General features: G+C 76.4%; 19 protein-coding genes. 9 read left to right on the forward strand and 10 right to left on the reverse strand.

Annotation, left to right across the window (positions count from 1 at the left end):
• The first annotated feature begins 47 nt into the window (after positions 1-47).
• Positions 48-1,181 (forward strand): O-methyltransferase, encoded by a 1,134-nt coding sequence (locus HH311_RS03385; protein ID WP_312029918.1) that lies wholly within the window; start codon positions 48-50, stop codon positions 1,179-1,181.
• Between the two features lie 69 nt (positions 1,182-1,250).
• On the opposite strand, the gene HH311_RS03390 is transcribed toward HH311_RS03385, so the two are convergent.
• The 8 genes from HH311_RS03390 to HH311_RS03425 all read right to left on the reverse strand — a co-directional run bounded on the left by HH311_RS03390 (position 1,251) and on the right by HH311_RS03425 (position 7,055).
• On the reverse strand, positions 1,251-2,792 hold the full coding sequence (locus tag HH311_RS03390) for a leucyl aminopeptidase family protein (RefSeq protein WP_312029919.1): 1,542 nt from the start codon (positions 2,790-2,792) through the stop codon (positions 1,251-1,253).
• A gap of 4 nt (positions 2,793-2,796) precedes the next feature.
• Positions 2,797-2,964, reverse strand: coding sequence for a DUF3117 domain-containing protein (locus HH311_RS03395; RefSeq protein WP_169182117.1), 168 nt, complete (start codon positions 2,962-2,964; stop codon positions 2,797-2,799).
• Between the two features lie 133 nt (positions 2,965-3,097).
• Entirely contained in the window at positions 3,098-3,706 is a 609-nt protein-coding gene (locus HH311_RS03400) for a DNA-3-methyladenine glycosylase I (protein WP_169182118.1), read from the reverse strand.
• The gene (locus HH311_RS03405; RefSeq protein WP_169182119.1) at positions 3,703-4,161 is read right to left on the reverse strand and encodes an SRPBCC family protein; all 459 of its coding nucleotides are present in this window, start codon (positions 4,159-4,161) and stop codon (positions 3,703-3,705) included. Before HH311_RS03405 ends, HH311_RS03400 begins: the two co-directional genes overlap by 4 nt.
• Entirely contained in the window at positions 4,148-4,582 is a 435-nt protein-coding gene (locus HH311_RS33065; protein WP_169182120.1) for a DivIVA domain-containing protein, read from the reverse strand. The genes HH311_RS03405 and HH311_RS33065 overlap by 14 nt, the downstream gene beginning before the upstream one ends.
• A 180-nt stretch (positions 4,583-4,762) precedes the next feature.
• Positions 4,763-5,710 (reverse strand): glucosyl-3-phosphoglycerate synthase, encoded by a 948-nt coding sequence (locus HH311_RS03415; RefSeq protein ID WP_169182121.1) that lies wholly within the window; start codon positions 5,708-5,710, stop codon positions 4,763-4,765.
• Positions 5,707-6,258: a TIGR00730 family Rossman fold protein gene (locus tag HH311_RS03420; RefSeq protein ID WP_169182122.1), complete on the reverse strand. Its 552-nt coding sequence runs from the start codon at positions 6,256-6,258 to the stop codon at positions 5,707-5,709. Before HH311_RS03420 ends, HH311_RS03415 begins: the two co-directional genes overlap by 4 nt.
• Positions 6,255-7,055, reverse strand: a complete 801-nt coding sequence (locus HH311_RS03425) for a TIGR00730 family Rossman fold protein (protein ID WP_169182123.1) — start codon at positions 7,053-7,055, stop codon at positions 6,255-6,257. The genes HH311_RS03420 and HH311_RS03425 overlap by 4 nt, the downstream gene beginning before the upstream one ends.
• A gap of 150 nt (positions 7,056-7,205) precedes the next feature.
• Here HH311_RS03425 and wrbA point away from each other — a divergent pair, with 150 nt between their 5' ends.
• On the forward strand, positions 7,206-7,832 hold the full coding sequence (gene wrbA, locus HH311_RS03430) for an NAD(P)H:quinone oxidoreductase (RefSeq protein ID WP_169182124.1): 627 nt from the start codon (positions 7,206-7,208) through the stop codon (positions 7,830-7,832).
• Positions 7,833-7,909: 77 nt separating this feature from the next.
• On the opposite strand, the gene dapE is transcribed toward wrbA, so the two are convergent.
• On the reverse strand, positions 7,910-8,971 hold the full coding sequence (gene dapE / locus HH311_RS03435) for a succinyl-diaminopimelate desuccinylase (protein WP_169182125.1): 1,062 nt from the start codon (positions 8,969-8,971) through the stop codon (positions 7,910-7,912).
• 38 nt (positions 8,972-9,009) lie between these two features.
• Between dapE and dapD the strand changes: the two genes are divergently transcribed.
• Positions 9,010-9,990, forward strand: a complete 981-nt coding sequence (gene dapD, locus HH311_RS03440; protein ID WP_169182126.1) for a 2,3,4,5-tetrahydropyridine-2,6-dicarboxylate N-succinyltransferase — start codon at positions 9,010-9,012, stop codon at positions 9,988-9,990.
• Positions 9,991-10,060: 70 nt separating this feature from the next.
• On the opposite strand, the gene HH311_RS03445 is transcribed toward dapD, so the two are convergent.
• Positions 10,061-11,218: a CdaR family transcriptional regulator gene (locus HH311_RS03445; RefSeq protein WP_248291996.1), complete on the reverse strand. Its 1,158-nt coding sequence runs from the start codon at positions 11,216-11,218 to the stop codon at positions 10,061-10,063.
• A 158-nt stretch (positions 11,219-11,376) separates the two neighbouring features.
• Between HH311_RS03445 and hpnC the strand changes: the two genes are divergently transcribed.
• The 6 genes from hpnC to ispH are packed head-to-tail and all read left to right on the forward strand — an operon-like array spanning position 11,377 to position 19,318.
• Complete coding sequence (gene hpnC, locus HH311_RS03450; protein WP_169182127.1) at positions 11,377-12,270, forward strand: squalene synthase HpnC; 894 nt, start codon at positions 11,377-11,379, stop codon at positions 12,268-12,270.
• Entirely contained in the window at positions 12,267-13,235 is a 969-nt protein-coding gene (locus HH311_RS03455; protein WP_312029920.1) for a squalene/phytoene synthase family protein, read from the forward strand. Before hpnC ends, HH311_RS03455 begins: the two co-directional genes overlap by 4 nt.
• Positions 13,232-14,626 (forward strand): hydroxysqualene dehydroxylase HpnE, encoded by a 1,395-nt coding sequence (gene hpnE / locus HH311_RS03460; protein ID WP_169182128.1) that lies wholly within the window; start codon positions 13,232-13,234, stop codon positions 14,624-14,626. The genes HH311_RS03455 and hpnE overlap by 4 nt, the downstream gene beginning before the upstream one ends.
• A complete protein-coding gene (locus HH311_RS03465; protein WP_312029921.1) occupies positions 14,623-15,711 on the forward strand; it encodes a polyprenyl synthetase family protein in 1,089 nt (362 codons plus the stop codon). Before hpnE ends, HH311_RS03465 begins: the two co-directional genes overlap by 4 nt.
• Positions 15,712-15,713: 2 nt before the next feature.
• Complete coding sequence (shc, locus tag HH311_RS03470; RefSeq protein ID WP_169182130.1) at positions 15,714-17,657, forward strand: squalene--hopene cyclase; 1,944 nt, start codon at positions 15,714-15,716, stop codon at positions 17,655-17,657.
• The gene (gene ispH, locus HH311_RS03475; protein WP_169182131.1) at positions 17,654-19,318 is read left to right on the forward strand and encodes a 4-hydroxy-3-methylbut-2-enyl diphosphate reductase; all 1,665 of its coding nucleotides are present in this window, start codon (positions 17,654-17,656) and stop codon (positions 19,316-19,318) included. Before shc ends, ispH begins: the two co-directional genes overlap by 4 nt.

Genomic DNA, 19,318 nt, shown 5'->3' on the forward strand with positions numbered 1-19,318 from the left:
GCGCGGCGCGTTCTCCGGCGGCACGCTCGCGATCTAGCCTGGGCCGCGTGACGGAGGACGGGGGTCGCCGCGGCCGGGGGGACGGCGAACGTCGTGCTCGCGCCACCCTGCGCGTCGTCGACTCCACCACGTCCCCCTCGTCCCCGTCCAGCCCGCCGGCCTCGTCGGCCGACGCGTCCCGGGGCGGCTCCCGGCCCCCCGCGGACAGGACGACGCCGACGCCCGCCGATGACGCGGGCGCGTCGATGTCCGCGCCGGGCCTCGCCGGCCGCCGCCGCGGCGCCGCCCGCCCGCCGGCGGCGCGCGGGGCGCACACCCGCATCCCGGTCTACCCGCGGGTGCCGACCGGCCCGCTGCGCTCCCCGGCCACGGCCACCCCGCCCGGCCGCCGCGGCTCCGGCGCCGCCGCTCCGCCCCCCGAGCCGGCGCGGCCCCGCGTCGTCGACGACGTCCCCGACGACGCGGCCGACACCGACGTCGCGCCCGCCGGGGAGCGCCCCGACGACGCCGCCGTCACCGTCGCGCTCGCGGACCCCGCCGGCGAGGCGGGAGCAACCGAGCAGCTCCGGGCCCGCGCGGAACGCTTCGGTGACGAGGACGAGGTGCTCACCGCCGCGCGGGAGCGGGCCGCCGAGCACGGCATCGTCCCGATCGGTGCGGGGGCGTGCGCGGCGCTGACGTTCCTCGCGTCGGCCACCCGGGCCCGCCACGTCGTCGAGATCGGGACCGGCGCCGGGCTGGGCACCGTGAGCCTGCTGCGCGGGATGCCCCGCGAGGGCCTCCTGACCAGCATCGACACCGAGGCCGCCCACCAGGGCCTGGCCCGCCGCGCGTGCGTGGACGCCGGGTTCCCCGCCGGCCGGGTTCGCATGATCACCGGGCGGGCGCTCGAGGTGCTGCCGCGCCTGTCCGACGCCGGGTACGACCTCGTCCTGGTCGACGCCCTCACCGTCGAGTACCCGCGCTACCTCGAGGAGGCCGTCCGGCTGCTGCGCCCGGGCGGGGTGGTGGCGCTGGACAACGTGCTGTGGACGGGTCGGGTCACCGATGCGGCGCGCCGGGAGGCCATCTCGACGGCGCTGCGGGAGACGGTGCGCGCGGTCCGCACCGACGAGCGGTTGGCCCCACTGCTGCTCCCGGTGTCCGACGGGCTGCTCTGCGCGTCGGTGCTCGCTCGCTGACCCCCACCTCTCGATGTCAGGAAAGAGTCGTTGCAGACGTCCAGTGTCTGCAACGACTCGTTCCTGACATCAGTAGGCCGCGCAGAACTCCACCAGCGTCCGCGCCGCGAACCCGGTGGCGCCCTTGGCGACCTCCTCGTGCGGGGAGTCGCAGCGGGCGGGCCCGGCGATGTCGAGGTGCACCCACGGCAGGCCGGCGGTGAAGCGCTGCAGGAACAGCGCCGCGACGATCCCGCCCGGTCCGGGTGGGGCCTGGCGCACGTCGGCGAGCGTGGAGTCGACGTCGGAGGTGTGCGCGTCCGCCAGCGGCATCGGCCACCACGCCTCGCCGGTCGACGACCCGGCGTCGACGATCCGGCGCCGGAGGTCCTCCGAGGTCGCGAACAGCCCGCCGGTGCGCGTCCCGAGGGCCACCTTCATCGCCCCGGTCAGCGTCGCCACGTCGACCATGACGTCGGGGGCGAGGGTCGCGACGGCCCAGCCCAGGGCGTCGGCGAGCACCATCCGGCCCTCGGCGTCGGTGTTGGTGACCTCGGAGGTCCGGCCGTCGTAGTGGCGGACCACGTCGCCCGGCCGGTACGCCGAGCCCGAGACGTGGTTCTCGGCGAGCGGGACCAGTCCGGTGACCCGCACCGGCAGCTCCAGGGTCGCGACCGCCGCGAGCGCCCCGACGACGGCGGCGCCGCCGGAGCAGTCGGTGCGCATGTCCGCCATGCCGGCGTTCGGCTTGATCGAGATGCCGCCGGTGTCGAAGGTGATGCCCTTGCCGACGAGCACCACGTGCCGGCCGGCGCCCGCCGGGGACCAGGAGATCTCGAGGAACCGCGGGGGGCGCGACGAGCCGCCGCCGACGGCGAGCACGCCGCCGAAGCCCTGCTCGGCCAGCCACGACTCGTCCCGCACGGCGAGCTCGAGCCCCGGTACGGCGCCGAGCAGTGCCGTCGCCTCGTCGGCGAACCAGGCCGGCGACTTCGCACCCGACGGGGTGTCGGCGAGGTCGCGCGCGGTGGCCGTGGCGCGGGCGAGGACGAGCGCGCGCTCGACGGCGGGCCGGGACGCGTCGGGGACGGCGACGCGAACCGTCGGTGGTGCCGCCTGCGGGCTCGACTTCACCCCGAAGCGGTGCGACCCGAGCAGCAGCCCGGTGGCCAGGGAGGCCCAGGCGGCGTCGTCGTCGGGACCGGGCTGGCCGTCGTCGGGGGTGACGAGCACGCGGGCGACGGCGTCGTCGTCGCCCTCGACGGCGCCGTAGAGCGCGCCGGGGTCGGTCCGCCCGGACACCACGCGGACCGCGGCGGCCCCCGCGGCACGCCAGTCGGACGCCGACCCCGCGCCGGCGCCGACCAGCCAGCGCCCCGCGCCGTCGTCGGGAGGCAGGGCGGCGACCGCGCCCGCGGAGGCGACCCAGCCGCTGGGCGTCGCCTCCGGGGCGGCCACGGACTCCCCGGCGGCGTCCGCGGTGCGGCGCAGCAGGACGACCGCGTCGCCGGCCGGGCCGGTGCCCGGGTCGACGCAGACGACGTCGGCGAGCGGTGTCGGGAGGGAGGGCTGCGCGAAGGGCGTGCCGGGGGCCGGGCCGCCGGTCACGTCCGGGCCCGTCGTGGTGGTCACCCGATCAGGAGGAGACGGAGGTGAGCGCCTCCCGCAGGTCACTCGCCTCGTCGGCGGTCATCTCCACGACGAGCCGGCCCCCACCCTCGAGCGGCACGCGCATGACGATGCCGCGCCCCTCCTTGGTGACCTCGAGGGGACCGTCACCGGTCCGGGGCTTCATGGCCGCCATAGTCGTACTCCCTCCACACGGTCGACGGCGGCGCCCGCGCCACCAGCGGTGGGCGTCGTACGCCGCGCGGTGATTCTTCCCCATCCGGCCGACGCGCACGACACCGGAGCGATCATCGGGCGTGGCGCGGCGGTCAGGCGGTCGCCCGGACCCCGCTGCGGAAGCACCCGGCGAGGTGTTCGTCGACCATGCCGGTGGCCTGCATCAACGCGTGGGCGGTGGTCGGGCCGACGAAGCGCAGCCCGCGCCGGCGCAGCTCCTTGGCCATCGCCTCGGAGGCGGGCGTGGTCGCGTTGACGTCGCCGAGGGTCGCCGGTGGAGCGGGCCGCGGGTCGGGTGCGAACGACCACAGCAGCGCGTCGAGTCCCGGGCCCTCGCGCTCGAGCTCGAGGACGGCCCGGGCGTTGGCGATCGCGGCCTCGATCTTGCGGCGGTTCCGGACGATGCCGGGGTCGGCGAGGAGGCGCTCGACGTCGGCGTCGTCGAACGCCGCGACCGCGTCGGCGTCGAACCCCGCGAACGCGGTCCGGAACGTCGGGCGCTTGCGCAGGATGATCAACCACGACAGGCCGGACTGGAACGCCTCCAGGCACAGCCGCTCGTAGAGCGCGTCGCGGCCGTGGAGCTCGAGGCCCCACTCGGTGTCGTGGTACTCCCGCAGCAGCGGGTCCCCCGAGCCCCAGGGGCAGCGGGCGACGCCGTCCTCGCCGAGCACGGCACCGTCGGGAACCGCCGCGCTCACGCCCGCCCCGCTTCCGCCGCGCACCGCCGGGCGAGGCGCCGCAGCGACAGCGCCAGACCGAACCGGAAGAGCGGCGCCACGATCGGCCAGCCCAGCGCCCCCAGCGGGCCCAGCGGCAGGTCCAGCCGCTCGCCCCACTCGAAGCGCGACGCGTCCGGCCCCCGCTCGACGACGGTGAACGTGCCGGAGCCGCGCACGACGGCGCCGGTGTGCACGACGGTGGCCCGGTGGGGTGGGTCCCACCCGACCAGGCGCATCGAGTCGGTGACGCCGAGCGGACCGATCCCGGTGGTCGCGGCGAGCTCCGAGCCCACCCCGACCCCGTTCCCGCGGGTGACCCGGACCGTGGTGCCCAGCATCCACTCGCCCTGGCCCTCCCAGTCGGTCACCGCCTTCCAGACGAGGTCCTGCGGCGCGTCGATGTCGACGCCGACGGTGATGTCACGCGTGGCCATGGGCGCTGCCCTCCGAGCTGGACGCGGTGCCCGACGGCGTCGCGACGCCGGCGGTGGGGTCGGTGGGCGAGGGGTCGGACGGCGGGCCGACGACGTCGGTGAGCGGCTCGGCGTCGTCCTCCGGCGGGGCGGGCGCCGCTCCCTCGTGGACCGCGAGGCGGGCGCGCAGCGCGTCGACCTCGGCGGCGAGGCGGTCCAGCGCCCAGTCCACCTCGCTCATGCGGTAGCCGCGGAACGCCTGCTGGAAGCGCAGCCCGCGGACGTCGACCGCCGTGAGGTCCCGCGCCGGCAGGCGCGTCGGTGTGGCGCCCGGCGGCATCGGCTCGAGCTCCTCCCCCCGCCCGGCCAGGAACGCCGTCGCGGCGTAGACGACGGCCGCGACGACCCCGACGACGAGGACGTAGACCAGCGCGCTCCCCATGGGTCGATCGTGGCACGGGGGCCCGACACCCACCGTCAGGTGGCCGGGCCACCCCGCCGGCAGCAATGGCGCATTGCTGCCACCAGATGCCAGGACGGCGCCGCTCACCCACCCGCGGGCCTCGCCCCAGCCGTGGCAGCAATGGCGCATTGCTGCCACCAGATGCCAGGACGGCGCCGTTCACCGACCCGCGGGCCGGCCCGCCGCGGCCGACAGTTCCCGCATCGGGGGCCGGTCGCCGGTGGCGACGTCGTGGACCTCCGGCAGCCACTGCCCCGCGACCGGCACGAACTGCGTGAGCGGCCGCGGGCCGTCGTCGAGACCCCCGCAGCGGCGCAGGGCGACGTCGAGGACCTCCGCGGCGGTGACGCCGAGCGCGCGCAGGCTGCGGTGGCGGTGCTTGCGGACCCCGAGGTCGACCTGGGCGATCGCGTCCAGCCCCCGGGTGGCGTGGGTGTCGAGCAGCAGCCCGAGCTCGACGCCGTACCCGCCGGCGAACGGCAGCGACTCCAGCAGCGCCCGGCTGCCGGCGTACTCCCCGCCGAGGGGCTGGACGATCCCGGCGAGCTCCGGGCGCAGCGCGGCCAGGGCCGGGCGGGCGACCAGCTCGGTGACTCGCCCGCCGCCGGTGGCCAGCACGTCGTCCTCGGAGAGGCGCAGCGGGCGGTGGTAGAAGCCCTTGACCAGCTCGACGCCGGGCACCGTGAGCAGCGGGCCGAGCAGCGAGGTGACGAAGCGGGCGTCGACGTCGACCAGGTCGGAGTCGAGGTAGACGACGAGGTCGCCGGCGGTCGCGGCGAGCGCCCGCCAGAGCACCTCGCCCTTGCCCGGGCGGACCGCGACGCCGGGGAGCGCCTCCTCCCGGGTCACCACCCGGGCGCCGGCGGCCCGGGCCCGCGCGGCGGTGCGGTCGGTGGAGCCCGAGTCCACGACGACGACCTCGTCGACCAGCGCCGGCACCAGCGGCGTCACCGCGGCGACCACCCCGGCGACGGTGGCCTCCTCGTCGAGCGCGGGCAGCACCACCGCGACGCGCCGCCCGGCCTTCGCCGCGACGAGCTCCGCCGGGCTCCAGGGCGGGTCGGCCCACGTCCGCGCGGAGAACCACGGCTCGTGGCGGGCCGTCACGTCGGCGCCGGCAGCGCCGCCGCGACGGCGTCGAGGGCCGCGCACGGCGTCGTCGTGCGGACCACCGCGTCCAGCGAGCGTGCCGAGACGAAGCCGGTGCCGGTCAGGTCCTCGACCCAGCGGAGCAGCCCGTCGTAGTGGCCGCCGGGGTCGCAGAGCACCACCGGCTTGGCGTGCATGCCGAGGTAGCGCGCGGTCCAGGCCTCGAAGAGCTCCTCGAGCGTGCCGAGCCCGCCGGGGAGCGCGACGACGGCGTCGCAGCGCGCGTCCATCGCGGCCTTGCGCTCGCGCATCCCGTCGACGACGACGAGCTCGTCGGACTCGGTGTCGGCGACCTCGCGGTCCACGAGGCCCGTCGGGATCACCCCGACGGTGTGCGCGCCCCCGGCCCGGGCCGCCCGCGCGACCTCGCCCATCATCCCGACGCGGCCCCCGCCCGAGACCAGCGTCCAGCCCCGGGCGGCGAGGTCGGTGCCGAGATCGCGGGCGAGCGCCAGGTGCTCGGGCGCGACCGGCCCGGACGCGCAGAAGACGCAGACCGCGGTCACTGCGGTTCCGGGCCCGGCTCCGGGTCCGCGACCAGCTCGGCGAAGCCCTTCTCGACGATCGCCACGACGTCGTCCACGTCGTCGGTCACGGTGATCAGCTCGACGTCGGAGGGGCTGATGACGCCGTGGTCGAGCGCGGTGGAGCGCAGCCAGTCCACGAGGCCGCCCCAGTAGTGCGAGCCGAACAGCACGACGGGGAAGCGGGTCACCTTGCCGGTCTGGACGAGGACGAGCGCCTCGAAGAGCTCGTCGAGGGTGCCGAAGCCGCCGGGCAGGCAGACGAATGCCTGGGCGTACTTGACGAACATCGTCTTGCGGGCGAAGAAGTAGCGGAACCCGACGCCGAGGTCGACCCACGGGTTGAGGCCCTGTTCGAACGGCAGCTCGATCCCCAGGCCCACCGACAGGCCGCCCGCCTCGGAGCACCCCCGGTTGGCGGCCTCCATGATCCCCGGGCCGCCGCCGGTGATCACGGCGTACCCGGCCCGGGCGAGGGCGGCTCCGAGGGCCATCCCGGTCTCGTAGTCGGGGTGGTCGGGCTTGGTGCGGGCGGAACCGAAGACGGTGACGGCCCGCGGGATCTCGGCGAGCACGCTGAAGCCCTCGACGAACTCGGCCTGGATGCGCTGCACCCGCCACGCGTCGGAGTGGACCCAGTCGGCGGGGCCGCGCGAGTCGAGCAGGCGCTGGTCGGTGGTCGACGAGAGCCGGGCCGGGTCCTTGTGCTCGGGACGCCGCTTGTCGATCGTCGTCGGGCGCGGCGTGGTGAGGTCGTAGTCGTAGTGGGGCCCGGTCATGGTCGCCAGGGTAGGGACGCACGACCGTGGCGCATGCCCGTGGTCGTCGGTTGGTCACCCGGTGTTGGCCGCATCGCAGTGTGTCCGACCGCCCTCGACGGGTAACCGGTTGAAGAAGCAACTACTTCTTCGTCTCGGAGGTCCCGCCTGATGGCCACGAAGGTCGCCGTCATCTACTACAGCCAGACCGGCACGATCCACCAACTGGCCCAGGAGTACGCGGCCGGCGCCGAGAAGGCCGGCGCCGAGGTGCGCCTGCGCCAGGTCGCCGAGCTCGCCCCGCAGCAGGCGGTCGACTCGAACGAGAAGTGGAAGGCCCACCGCGAGGAGTCCGCGAGTGTGCCCGAGGCCACGGCGGACGACGTCCTCTGGGCCGACGCGGTGGTCTTCGGGACGCCGACGCGGTACGGGAACGTGGCCGCGCAGCTCAAGCAGTTCATCGACCAGCTCGGGCCGCAGTGGGCGCAGGGCCTGCTCGCCGACAAGGTCTACAGCGGCTTCACGTCGTCGGCCACGCTGCACGGCGGCCAGGAGTCGACGCTGCTCGCGCTCTACAACACCATCCACCACTTCGGCGGCTTCATCGTCTCGCCGGGGTACACGGACCCGGTGATGTTCCAGGTCGGGAACCCGTACGGCGTCTCCCACGTCGACGGCCAGGGCGCCATCCCGATCGCCGACGAGACCCGGCAGGCCGCCCGGTTCGCCGGCGAGCGGGTCACCGGGGTCACCTCGCAGCTGCTCGCCGGGCGGGACGCGGCGCTCGCGGCCAGCTGAGCCCCTTCCCCCCGCGCACGAACGGCCGGTTCGTGACCCTCGATGGTCACGAACCGGCCGTTCGTGCGTTCCCGGGCCTACGCCAGATAGCGGCGCAGCGTCTCCGCGCCCGCCGTGATGCGGCGGACGTCCACGTGCTCGTCGCGGGTGTGGGCGAGGTTGGGGTCGCCCGGCCCGAAGTTGACCGCGGGGATGCCGAGCGCGGAGAACCGGGAGACGTCGGTCCAGCCGTACTTGGCGACCGGCGTCTCCCCGCTCGCCGCCACGAACTTCGCCGCGGCCGGCGCCGACAGCCCCGGCAGCGCGCCCGGCGCGGCGTCGGTCACGCGGAGCGCGAACCCCGCGAGGACCGCCCGGACGTGGGCCTCGGCGTCGGCGAGCGACCGGTCCGGGGCGAAGCGGAAGTTGACCGTCACCTCGGCTTCGTCGGGGACGACGTTGCCCGCGACCCCGCCCCCGATGCGCACCGCCTGCAGGCCCTCGCGGTAGACGCAGCCGTCGATGTCGACCTCGCGCGCCTCGTAGGCCGCCAGCCGGGCCAGCACCGGCGCCGCCGCGTGGATGGCGTTCTCCCCCAGCCACCAGCGGGCCGAGTGGGCGCGCCGCCCGTGCAGGGTCACGACGACGCGCATGGTGCCCTGGCAGCCGCCCTCCACCAGGCCCGACGTCGGCTCCCCGAGGATCGCGAGGTCGGCGTCCAGCCAGTCCCGCCGCTCCCGCTCGACCCGGTTCAGCCCGTTGCGGACGGCCTCGACCTCCTCGCAGTCGTAGAGCACGAGCGTGACGTCGTGCGCCGGCTCGGCCAGGGCCGCCGTCAGGTGCGCCATGACCGCGACGCCGGCCTTCATGTCGGAGGTCCCGCAGCCGTAGAGGAGGTCGCCCTCGCGGCGGGAGGGCACGTTGTCGGCGATCGGCACGGTGTCGAGGTGCCCGGCGAGCAGGACGCGCCGGTCGCGCCCGAGGGCGGTGCGCGCGAGCACCGTCTCCCCGCAGCGCACGACCTCGAGGTGCGGCTCCCGGCGCAGGGCGGTCTCGACGGCGTCGGCGAGCACCTTCTCCTCCCCCGACACGCTGGCGACGTCGACGAGCGCCGCGGTGAGGTCGACGGGATCGGCGTGCAGGTCGAGGGCGGCGCTCACGGCGCCACCCTAGGAGCCCGGTCGATAGGCTGGACGCGATGAGCACCCCGACCGCCCAGACCCCCACCCGCGCCCTCGGTGTCGGCCTCGCGACCGTGGCGCTCGACGGCACCGTCCTCGACACCTGGTACCCCCTGCCCGAGCTGGCGCAGGACGATCCGGTGAGCGAGGAGCCCGGCACCGTCGTGGTCCCCGCCGGAGACCTGGAGCCGTCGCTGGTCGACGCGCTGGGCACGGACGAGGACCGGGGGGTCGAGGTCGTCGCCGTGCGCACCGTCGCCGACCTCACCGGGCCGCCGGCCAGCGCCCATGACGTGTACCTGCGCCTGCACCTGCTCTCGCACCGTCTCGTCCGGCCGCACGGCGTCGACCTGACCGGCATCTTCGGGTTGCTCGCGAACGTGGTGTGGACCAACCACGGGCCGTGCCCGGTGCCGGACTTCGAGCGGGTCCGCGCGCGGCTGCGGGGCCGGGGGCCGGTCACGGTGTACTCGGTGGACAAGTTCCCGCGGATGGTCGACTACGTGATCCCGTCCGGGGTCCGCATCGGCGACGCCGACCGGGTCCGCCTGGGCGCGCACCTCGCCGAGGGCACCACCGTGATGCACGAGGGCTTCGTCAACTTCAACGCCGGGACGCTGGGCCACTCGATGGTCGAGGGCCGGGTGTCGGGCGGCGTGGTCGTGGGGGACGGGACCGACGTGGGTGGCGGCGCGTCGATCATGGGCACGCTCTCCGGCGGCGGCAAGGAGGTCATCTCGCTGGGCGAGCGCTGCCTGCTCGGCGCGAACGCCGGCGTCGGGATCTCCCTCGGCGACGACTGCGTGGTCGAGGCGGGGCTCTACGTCACCGCCGGGACGCGCGTGACCCTCGACGACCACAGCGTCGTGAAGGCGGTGGACCTCTCCGGGCGCTCCGGGCTGCTCTTCCGCCGCAACTCCACGAGCGGCGCCGTCGAGGCGCTGCCGCGCACCGAGGGCGCGCAGGTCGAGCTGAACGCGGCCCTGCACGCCAACTAGGTGGCCTCCGGCCTTGTGAGCACAAAGTGTCGCTATACCGACACTTAGTGCTCACGAGGCCGAAGGCCACCTAATCGCGCCAGGCCAGCGCCAGCATCAACCGCGCCCGCACCGCCGGGTCGTCCAGCGAGTCCCCGAACAGCTCCTGCAGCCGTCCCATCCGGTACCGGACGGTCTGCGGGTGCACGTGGAGCTCCTCGGCCATCGCCCGGCGGTCGCCCATGTGCCGCAGCCAGGAGCGCAACGTCTCCCGCAGCCGTTCCCGCGACGACGGCGCGGACTGCTCGAGCGGGGCGAGGACCTGGTCGCCGAGCGCGTCGAGCAGCCGGCGGTCGCGGTGCACGATGATCGCGTCGAGGTGGTCGGCGACGAAGACCGGGTCGTCGGAGAGCAGGTGCTCCTTGGTGAGCCGCGCCGCGATCTCGGCGAGGTCGAGGCTGCGGCCCAGCTGCTCGGGCGGCACGGCGGCGCCGACGGTGGCGTGGGCGCCGCGCAGCAGGCCGGTGAGCGCCGCCCGCTCGGCCGAGCGGGCCCCGTTCGGGACGACCGCGCCGAGCAGCGGCGGGCGCCGGATCGGCAGTGACCGGGAGTCGAGCCGGGAGAGCGCCCGGCGCCCGGACGCGTCGTCGGGCTCGACGAGCACCACCGACACCTTCTCCGGCACCGGCCAGTCCGCCCGCCGGGCCGCCGCGCGCACGGCGGCCGGGTCGGTCGACTCGGAGAGCATGAGGTCGACGAGCTCCTCGCGGTGACGCTCGCGCAGCGCCCCGGCCTCCTCCTGCTCGAGGACGTAGCCGTGGGCGGAGGCCGAGGAGAGCTGGTCGACGAAGAAGAACACCGTCTCGGCCAGGGCGGCGAGCGCGTCCGGGGCCAGCCCGACCTCGAGCGCCGCCGCGGACACGTGCCGCCAGAAGACCCGGACCCCGATCTGGTAGACGGCGAGCAGGTCCGGGAGGTCGCGGCCCTCGCGCCACTGCGAGCGGCCGAGGTCCTCGAAGAACTCCCGCTCCGCCGTGCGGTCGGTGGTGTGGTCGTTCGCCTGCGAGACGACACGGCCGAGCATCGCGAGGACGCCCGCGGTCACCTCCTGCTCGTGCTCGGCGAGGAAGTCCGCGTAGTCGGGCACCCGCTCGGCGAGCGCGTCGCGCACCTCGACCATGAGAGCAGGGACACGCCGTCCGACGGCCGCGGTGAGGGCGTCGAGCGACGGTGCCGAGATCTCGGACAAACCTCACCCTGCCTTCTCCACGAGCCGTGGACTGCCGGCGCCCCCGCCGCGATCGACGATAATCCGGTGCCTCCTGTGCCGCGATGACAAAAACGAACGATCGAACTGATCGTCCGGGTCAAGACTTGTCGCGTCCCCCACAAGCAACATCGGGTGCCATGGACGACCGCGTGTCGGCCCTGGTCGACGGCGAGACGCGATTACGGGGTGCGGAACGGGCAGAGAACTTCCCGGTCGCGCTGCGTGTCCTCCCCGCCGGGCGGCGCGCCGTGTTGCGAAGCATCTACGACGTGGTGCGGACCATCGACGACGTCGGCGACGAGGGTGACCTCGCTCCCGGCGAGCGCCTGGCGACGCTCGACGCACTCGACGAGGACCTCGACCGGGTGTTCTCCGGCGCCCCGGCCCACGTCGGGGTGATCGGCGCGCTCGCCCCGCACACCGGGCTGCTGCCCGTGGCGCCGTTCCACGACCTGGTCGCGGCGAACCGCGCCGACCAGACCGTCACCCGCTACGCCACCCGCGACGAGCTCCTCGGCTACTGCCGGCTCTCCGCGGTCCCCATCGGGCGCCTCGTCCTGGCCGCGTTCGAGGTCGACGCCACCCCCGGGATGCTCGATGGGTCCGACCGCGTCTGCACCGCCCTGCAGCTGCTCGAGCACCTCCAGGACGTCGCCGAGGACCGCGCCCGCGGCCGGGTCTACCTCCCCGCCGACGCCCGCGACGCGGCCGGCGTCACCGAGACCGACCTCGACGCCCCCACCGCGTCCCCGGCGCTGCGCGGGCTCGTCCTGCGCGAGTGCGCCGCGGCCCGCGCCCTGCTCGCCGACGGCGCCCCGCTGATCGGGCGCCTGCGCGGCGCGGCCCGCCTCGCCGTCACCGGCTACGTCGCCGGTGGGGCGGCCGCGGCCGACGCGGTCGACCGCACCGGCGGCGACGTGCTCGGCCGGACGGCCCGGACCCGTCGTCGTGACGTCGTGCGTCATCTGGCCCGGCTCGCGGCGTCACCCCGCCGGGTCCATGCCCCCAGACGAGGAGGTCCCCGCCCGTGACCGCCGTCGTGTCCGACCCCCGTACCGCGCGCGCCTACGCCACCTGCGAGGCCATCACCCGGACCCAGGCGCGCAACTTCCACTACGGCATCCGGCTGCTGCCCCCGGACCGTCGGGCCGCGCTCTGCGCGGTGTACGCGCTCGCGCGCCGCATCGACGACCTCGGCGACGAGCGCGGCGACACCGCGGCGAAGCAGGCCGCGCTGGCCGAGCTGCGGGTCCGGCTCGCGACGCTGCGGGACACCGACGACGGTGCCGACGGCGACGACGGCGACCCCGTCCTGGCCGCGGTCGCCGACGCGTCCCGACGCTTCCCGATCCCGCTCGGCGCGTTCGACGAGCTGGTGGACGGCGTCGAGGCCGACGTCACCGCCGACGACGAGCACGCCCGGACCGGGGTCCCCTCGGCGCCGTACCGGACGTTCTCCGACCTGCTCTGGTACTGCCGGTGCGTCGCCGGGTCGGTCGGGCGGCTCTGCCTCGGGGTGTTCGGCACCCGACCGGGCGCCGACCCCGAGGGACGCGCGCCGCGGCTCGCCGACGCGCTCGGGCTCGCGCTGCAGCAGACGAACATCCTGCGCGACGTCCGCGAGGACCTCCTCAACGGACGGATCTACCTGCCGACCGCCGAGCTCGAGGCCGCCGGTGTGGTGCTGCGGCTGCGCTCCGACGGTGCCCTCGACGACCCCGGCGGCGCCCTCGCCGACCTGCTGCGCGACGCCGCCGTCCGGGCCCGCGGGTACTACGACGAGGGCCTGCAGCTGGTGCCGCTGCTCGACCGGCGCAGCGCGGCCTGCACGACCGCGATGGCCGGCATCTACCGGCGCCTGCTCGACGACATCACCGCCGACCCCCGCGCGGTCTACGACCGGCGCCTGTCGCTGTCCGCGCCGAAGAAGGCGCTGGTCGCGGTGCGCGCCCTGACCGGCCTGGACGCGGCGGCCGGCCCGGGGAGGCGTCGGTGACGGGCCCGCGGGTCGCCGTCCTGGGCGGCGGGCTGGCCGGGATCGCCGCCGCCCTGCGCGCCGCCGACTCCGGCGCCGAGGTCACCCTGCTCGAGCGGCGGGCGCGCCTGGGCGGGCTCGCCGGCTCGTTCCGCCGCGGGGACGCGCACGTCGACACCGGCCAGCACGTGTTCCTGCGCTGCTGCGACGCCTACCGGGGGCTGCTGGACCGGCTCGGCGTGGCGGGGTCGACGACACTGCAGGAGCGCCTCGACGTGACCGTCCTGCGGCCGGGCCGGCCCCCGGCCCGGCTGCGCCGCGATGCCCCACCCGCCGTCGTCGGCCGGATCCCGGGCGCCCACCTCGCCCGGGCCCTGCTGCGCTACGACGCCGTGCCCTGGCGGGAGCGGCTCGCCCTGCCCCGCGCCGCGGCCGCGCTGCGCCGCCTCGACCCGGCCGACCCCGCCGTCGACACCCAGGCGTTCGGGGACTGGCTGCGCCGCCACGGCCAGGGGCCGGCCGCGATCCGCGCGCTGTGGGACCTCATCGGCACGCCCACGCTCAACGCCGGCGCCGACGAGGCATCGCTCGCGCTCGCCGCGACCGTCTTCCACATCGGGCTGCTCGGCGACGCCGGCGCCGCCGACATCGGGTGGGCGTCGGTGCCCCTCGGCGAGCTCCACGACACCGCCGCCCGCCGCGCCCTCGAGGCGGCCGGCGTGCGGGTGGCGCTCGCGACGAAGGTCGGCGACGTGGCCCGCGCCGACGGCGGGTGGCGGGTCGCCGCGACCGGCCGTGACGGGGCCCGGGAGGCCCTCGACGTGGACGCCGTGGTGTGTGCCCTGCCACCGGAGGCGGCCGCCGCGGTACTGCCGGACCCCGTGCGGACCCCGGTCGCGGCCGCGGCCGACGCGCTCGGCGCGAGCCCGATCGTCGACGTCCACCTGGTCTTCGACCGTCCCGTGCTGCCGGTCCCGTTCGCCGCGGGCACCGACACCGAGGTGCAATGGGTGTTCGACCGATCGGGTGCGCACGGGGCCCTGCCAACGGGCGCACAGTACGTCGTCGTGTCACTGTCGGCCGCCGACGCCTACCTCCCGGTAGGGGCCGAGGCACTCGTCGACCGGTTCACGACCGAGCTGGGTCGGCTCCTGCCCACCGTGGCCGGGGCGCGACTCCTCGACGGCTTCGTCACCCGGGAACCCCGGGCGACGTTCCGGCCGGCTCCGGGCACCGCCGCCCACCGCCCGGCCGCCAGGACCGCGCTGCCCGCCCTCGCGCTGGCGGGCGCGTGGACCGACACCGGATGGCCCGCGACGATGGAGGGTGCCGTGCGCAGTGGAGACGACGCGGCGGCGGTGGTGACCAGTGCCCGGTGGGGTGCCGGCGACCGGACGGGGGCGGCGGCGTGACGGCCGCCCCGCGGGAGGACCGCTCCCGCCAGCGCACCGACCCGACGACGGTCGACGTGGCCGCGGTGCTGCGCCGCTGCCGGGACCTGGTGGACCCGGCGCTGCGGGCCGCGGTCGCCCGCCTCGACCCGGCCAGCGCCGCGCAGAGCGCCTACCACCTGGGCTGGACCGACCGGGACGGCAACCCCTCGCGCGGCGGGGGCAAGGCGCTCCGGCCCGCGCTGGCGCTGCTGGCGGCCGAGGCCTGCGGTGCGCCGGCCGCCGTCGCAGTGCCCGGCGGGGCGGCCGTCGAGCTGGTGCACAACTTCTCGCTGCTGCACGACGACCTCATCGACGGCGACACCGAGCGCCGCCACCGTCCCACGGTGTGGGCGGTCTGGGGCGCACCGTCCGCGGTCCTCGCCGGCGACGCGATGCTGGCGCTCGCGCAGGAGGTGCTGCTCGAGGATCCCTCCTCGGGCGCCCCGGCCGCCGCGCTGCTGCTCACCCGCACCGTGCGGGAGCTGGTCGGCGGCCAGGTCGCCGACGTCGCGTTCGCCGACCGCGACGACGTGGGCGTCGACGAGTGCCTCGCGATGGCCCACGGCAAGACCGGGACGCTGCTCGGCGCGAGCACCGAGGTCGGCGCCGTCCTCGCCGGGGCCCCGGCGGCCGCGTGCGCCGCGCTGCGCACCTTCGGCGAGCAGCTGGGGCTGGCGTTCCAGCTCGTCGACGACCTGCTCGGCATCTGGGGCGACCCGTCGGTCACCGGCAAGCCGGTCCTGGCCGACCTGCGGGAGCGCAAGAAGTCCCTGCCGGTCACCTGGGCCGTCGTCCACGGCGGCGACGCCGGGCGGGACCTGGCGGCCTGGCTCGCGCGTCCCGAGGACGGGGACGACGAACTGACCCTGCGCCGCGGCGCCGCCCTCGTGGAGGCGGGCGGCGGGCGCGCGTGGGCCGGGGACGAGGCCCGTCGTCGGCTCGCCGCCGCCGAGACCGCCCTCGCGACCCTCGCCGAGCACCTGCCCACCACCGACCCCGCGACGACGCGGGCCCGTGCCGAGCTCGTCGCGCTCGGCCGTCACCTCGCCGACCGGGAGGCCTGAGCATGACGCTGTCGGTGCCCGCGACCGACACCACCACCCGCACCACCCGCACCGTCGAGGAGGCCCTCGACGCCGGGATCGCGCACCTGCGCTCCCGCCAGGACGCCGCCGGGTGGTGGAAGGGCGACCTGGACACCAACGTGACCATGGACGCCGAGGACCTCCTCCTGCGGCACGTCCTGGAGATCTCCGACCCGGAGCGCACCGCGGGCGCCGCCCGCTGGATCCGCTCGCAGCAGCGCGCCGACGGCACGTGGGCCACGTTCGCCGGCGGCCCGGGCGACCTGTCGACGACGGCCGAGGCGTGGGTGGCGCTGCGGCTGGCCGGCGACCACCCGGGCGCGCCGCACATGCTCTCGGCGGCGGAGTTCGTCCGCGAGCAGGGCGGGGTGGAGCGCACCCGCGTGTTCACCCGCGTCTGGCTGGCGCTCGTCGGGCTGTGGTCCTGGGACGACCTGCCCGCCATGCCGCCCGAGCTCATCCACCTCCCGCGGTGGTTCCCGCTCAACGTGTCCGACTGGGCGTGCTGGGCCCGCCAGACCGTCGTCCCGCTGACGGTCGTGTCGACCCTGCGCCCCTCCCATCCGGTCGACTTCGACATCGCCGAGCTGCGGACCGGGGCCGCGCCCGCGGCGTTCGACCCGGTCTGGACCTGGTCGGGCTTCTTCTCCCGCCTCGACGTCGGGCTGCACGCCTACGCCCGCGCCGCCCGCCGCGGCCCGCTGGCGTGGATCCGGCGCGGCGCGATGCGCAAGGCCGGCGAGTGGATCCTCGCCCGGCAGGAGGCCGACGGCGGGTGGGGCGGCATCCAGCCGCCGTGGGTGTACTCGCTGATGGCGCTCGTGCTGCTCGGCTACCCCCGCGAGCACCCGTCGGTGGTCGCCGCGATCCGCGGCCTCGACGGGTTCACCCTCACCACCGACTCCCCCGACGGCCCGGTGATCCGGCTCGAGGCCTGCCAGTCGCCGGTGTGGGACACCTGCCTGGCGGTCAACGCGCTGCACGACGCCCGCGTCCCGGCCGACGACCCGGCCGTCGTCGCGGGCACCCGCTGGCTGCTCGACGAGCAGGTCACCCTGACCGGCGACTGGGCGGTGCAGCGCCCGACGCTGGCCCCCGGCGGCTGGTCCTTCGAGTTCGCCAACGACGTCTACCCCGACACCGACGACACCGCCGAGGTCGTGCTCGCGCTGCGCCGGTCCGAGCACGCGGGCCTGTCCGAGGCCGAGCGGGCGGAGCTGCGTCACGCCGTCGACCGGGGCCTCGACTGGGCGGCCGGCATGGTGTCCGCTGACGGCGGGTGGGGCGCCTTCGACGCCGACAACACCCGCGAGCTGGTCAACAAGCTCCCGTTCTGCGACTTCGGCGAGGTGATCGACCCGCCGTCGGCGGACGTCACCGCGCACGTGGTGGAGGCGCTCGCCAGCGAAGGGCGCAGCGGGACGGTCGAATGCCGGCGCGGGGTGCGCTGGCTGCTCGGTGCCCAGGAGGCCGACGGGTCGTGGTTCGGGCGCTGGGGCGCGAACCACCTCTACGGCACCGGCGGCGTCGTTCCCGCGCTGGTCGCGGCCGGGATCGACCCGGGGTCGACGCCGATCCGCCGTGCCGTGCGCTGGCTGCACGACCACCAGAACGACGACGGCGGGTGGGGCGAGGACCTGCGCTCCTACGTCGACCCGGCGTGGATCGGCCGCGGGGCCTCGACGCCGTCGCAGACCGCGTGGGCGCTGCTCGCGCTGATCGCGGCCGGCGACCGGTCGGCGGCCACCGAGCGCGGCGTGCGGTGGCTGGTCGACGCCCAACGCCCCGACGGTGGCTGGGACGAGGAGCAGTTCACCGGCACCGGCTTCCCCGGCGACTTCTACATCGCCTACCACCTCTACCGGGTCGTGTTCCCGATCTCGGCCCTCGGGCGGTGGGTCCACGGGTGGGACGGCGTCGCATGACCGGCACCGGTCCCGTCGTCGCCACGCCGCTCGCGATCGAGCGGCGGGCCCTCGCGGGCGCGGGCGACGTCCGGGTCCCGACGGCGGAGGTGGTCACCACCGGCTCCGGGCCGCGGCGCTCGGTCGCGGCGGCCCGGGGGCTCGGGGACCGGCCGCGGCTGGTCGCCGGAGTGGCCGGGGCGCTGGCGCGGGGCCTCGCGCCGGGCGACCTCGTGGTGGCCGACGAGGTCCGCGACCCCGCCGGCCGGTCGGTGCGGGTGGCGAGCGCGCCGCTGCTGGCCGCCGTGCTGCGGGCGGCCGGGCTGACGGTGCACGTCGGGCCGGTGGTCTCGGCCGAGCGCGTGGTGACCGGGGCGGCCCGGACGGCGCTGGCCTCGGGGCCGCGGGCGAACGGCGCCGTCCTCGCGTCGGATGGGAGCAATGCGCCATTGCTGGCGCGGGGCGGGGCGGCCCCGACGCGGGTGAACGGCGCCGTCCTCGCGTCGGATGGGAGCAATGCGCCATTGCTGGCGCACCGGCCACCCCTCGCCGTCGACACCGAATCGGCCTGGCTGGCCCCGGACGACGACGCCGTCCCGTTCGCGGTCGTCCGGGCCGTCGTCGACACCCCCGACCACCCGCTGGTCCACCCCGGCACCGTCACCCGCGGGATCGCCGCGCTCACCTCGCTGCGTCGCGCCGCCCCCGCCGTCGCCGCCTGGTGCGCGGCCCTCGGGCCCCGCGAGGTCCTGCTCGCCGAGCCCCGGTCGTTCTGCGCGGGCGTGGACCGGGCCATCGCCACCGTCGAGCAGGCCCTCGAGCGCCACGGGCCGCCGGTCTACGTGCGGCGCCAGATCGTGCACAACAGCCACGTCGTCGCCGACCTCGAGCGCCGCGGGGCGGTGTTCGTCCAGGAGGCCGACGAGGTGCCGACGGGCGCGACGCTGGTGCTCGCCGCGCACGGCGTCGCGCCCGCGGTGCGGCGCACCGCCGCCTCGCGCCACCTCACCGTCGTCGACGCCACCTGTCCGCTGGTGACCAAGGTGCACGCCGGCGTGCGCCGCCAGGCCGACCGCGGCGCCACTGTCTTCCTCATCGGCCACGCCGAGCACGAGGAGGTCGAGGGCACCGTGGGCGAAGCCGAGGAGGCGCGCGGCACCGTGATCGTCGTGGGCAGCGAGGCGGAGGCCGAGACGGTCACCGCCCCGGACCCCGGCCGGGTCGCCTCCGCGGTGCAGACCACGCTCGCCGTCGACGAGGCCGAGGCGATCGCGGCGGTGCTGCGCCGCCGGTTCCCCGCGCTGTCCGAGCCCCGCTCGGCGGACATCTGCTACGCCACCACCAACCGCCAGGCCGCGGTGCGGGCGGTGGCGTCCGAGGCCGACCGGCTCGTCGTCGTCGGCTCGGCGAACTCCTCGAACTCGGTGCGGCTGGCGGAGGTCGGCGTCCGCGCCGGGACCGACGCCCGCCGCGTCGACCGCCCCGACGAGCTGGACCTGTCCTGGCTCTCCGGGGCGCGGCGCGTCGCGGTCACCGCGGGCGCCTCGGCTCCCGACCACCTCGTGGACGGCGGGGTCGGCAGCGTCGTCGACCTCCTGCGCGGGCTCGGGCCCGTGACCGTCACCCCCCGGCCGACCACGACCGAGGACGTCCACTTCACCCTTCCCAAGGAAGTGAGCTGA

The sequence above is a fragment of the Actinomycetospora sp. TBRC 11914 genome (assembly GCF_012933465.1).
Lineage (GTDB): Bacteria > Actinomycetota > Actinomycetes > Mycobacteriales > Pseudonocardiaceae > Actinomycetospora.

What these genes read in the sequence shown, in the direction of transcription:
- HH311_RS03395 (WP_169182117.1), bottom strand. Translation starts at nt 2,964, where the DNA reads ATGGCGGCCATGAAGCCCCGGACCGGTGACGGTCCCCTCGAGGTCACC.
- HH311_RS03405 (WP_169182119.1), bottom strand. Translation starts at nt 4,161, where the DNA reads ATGGCCACGCGTGACATCACCGTCGGCGTCGACATCGACGCGCCGCAG.
- HH311_RS33065 (WP_169182120.1), bottom strand. Translation starts at nt 4,582, where the DNA reads ATGGGGAGCGCGCTGGTCTACGTCCTCGTCGTCGGGGTCGTCGCGGCC.
- HH311_RS03425 (WP_169182123.1), bottom strand. Translation starts at nt 7,055, where the DNA reads ATGACCGGGCCCCACTACGACTACGACCTCACCACGCCGCGCCCGACG.
- wrbA (WP_169182124.1), top strand. Translation starts at nt 7,206, where the DNA reads ATGGCCACGAAGGTCGCCGTCATCTACTACAGCCAGACCGGCACGATC.
- dapD (WP_169182126.1), top strand. Translation starts at nt 9,010, where the DNA reads ATGAGCACCCCGACCGCCCAGACCCCCACCCGCGCCCTCGGTGTCGGC.
- hpnC (WP_169182127.1), top strand. Translation starts at nt 11,377, where the DNA reads ATGGACGACCGCGTGTCGGCCCTGGTCGACGGCGAGACGCGATTACGG.
- shc (WP_169182130.1), top strand. Translation starts at nt 15,714, where the DNA reads ATGACGCTGTCGGTGCCCGCGACCGACACCACCACCCGCACCACCCGC.
- ispH (WP_169182131.1), top strand. Translation starts at nt 17,654, where the DNA reads ATGACCGGCACCGGTCCCGTCGTCGCCACGCCGCTCGCGATCGAGCGG.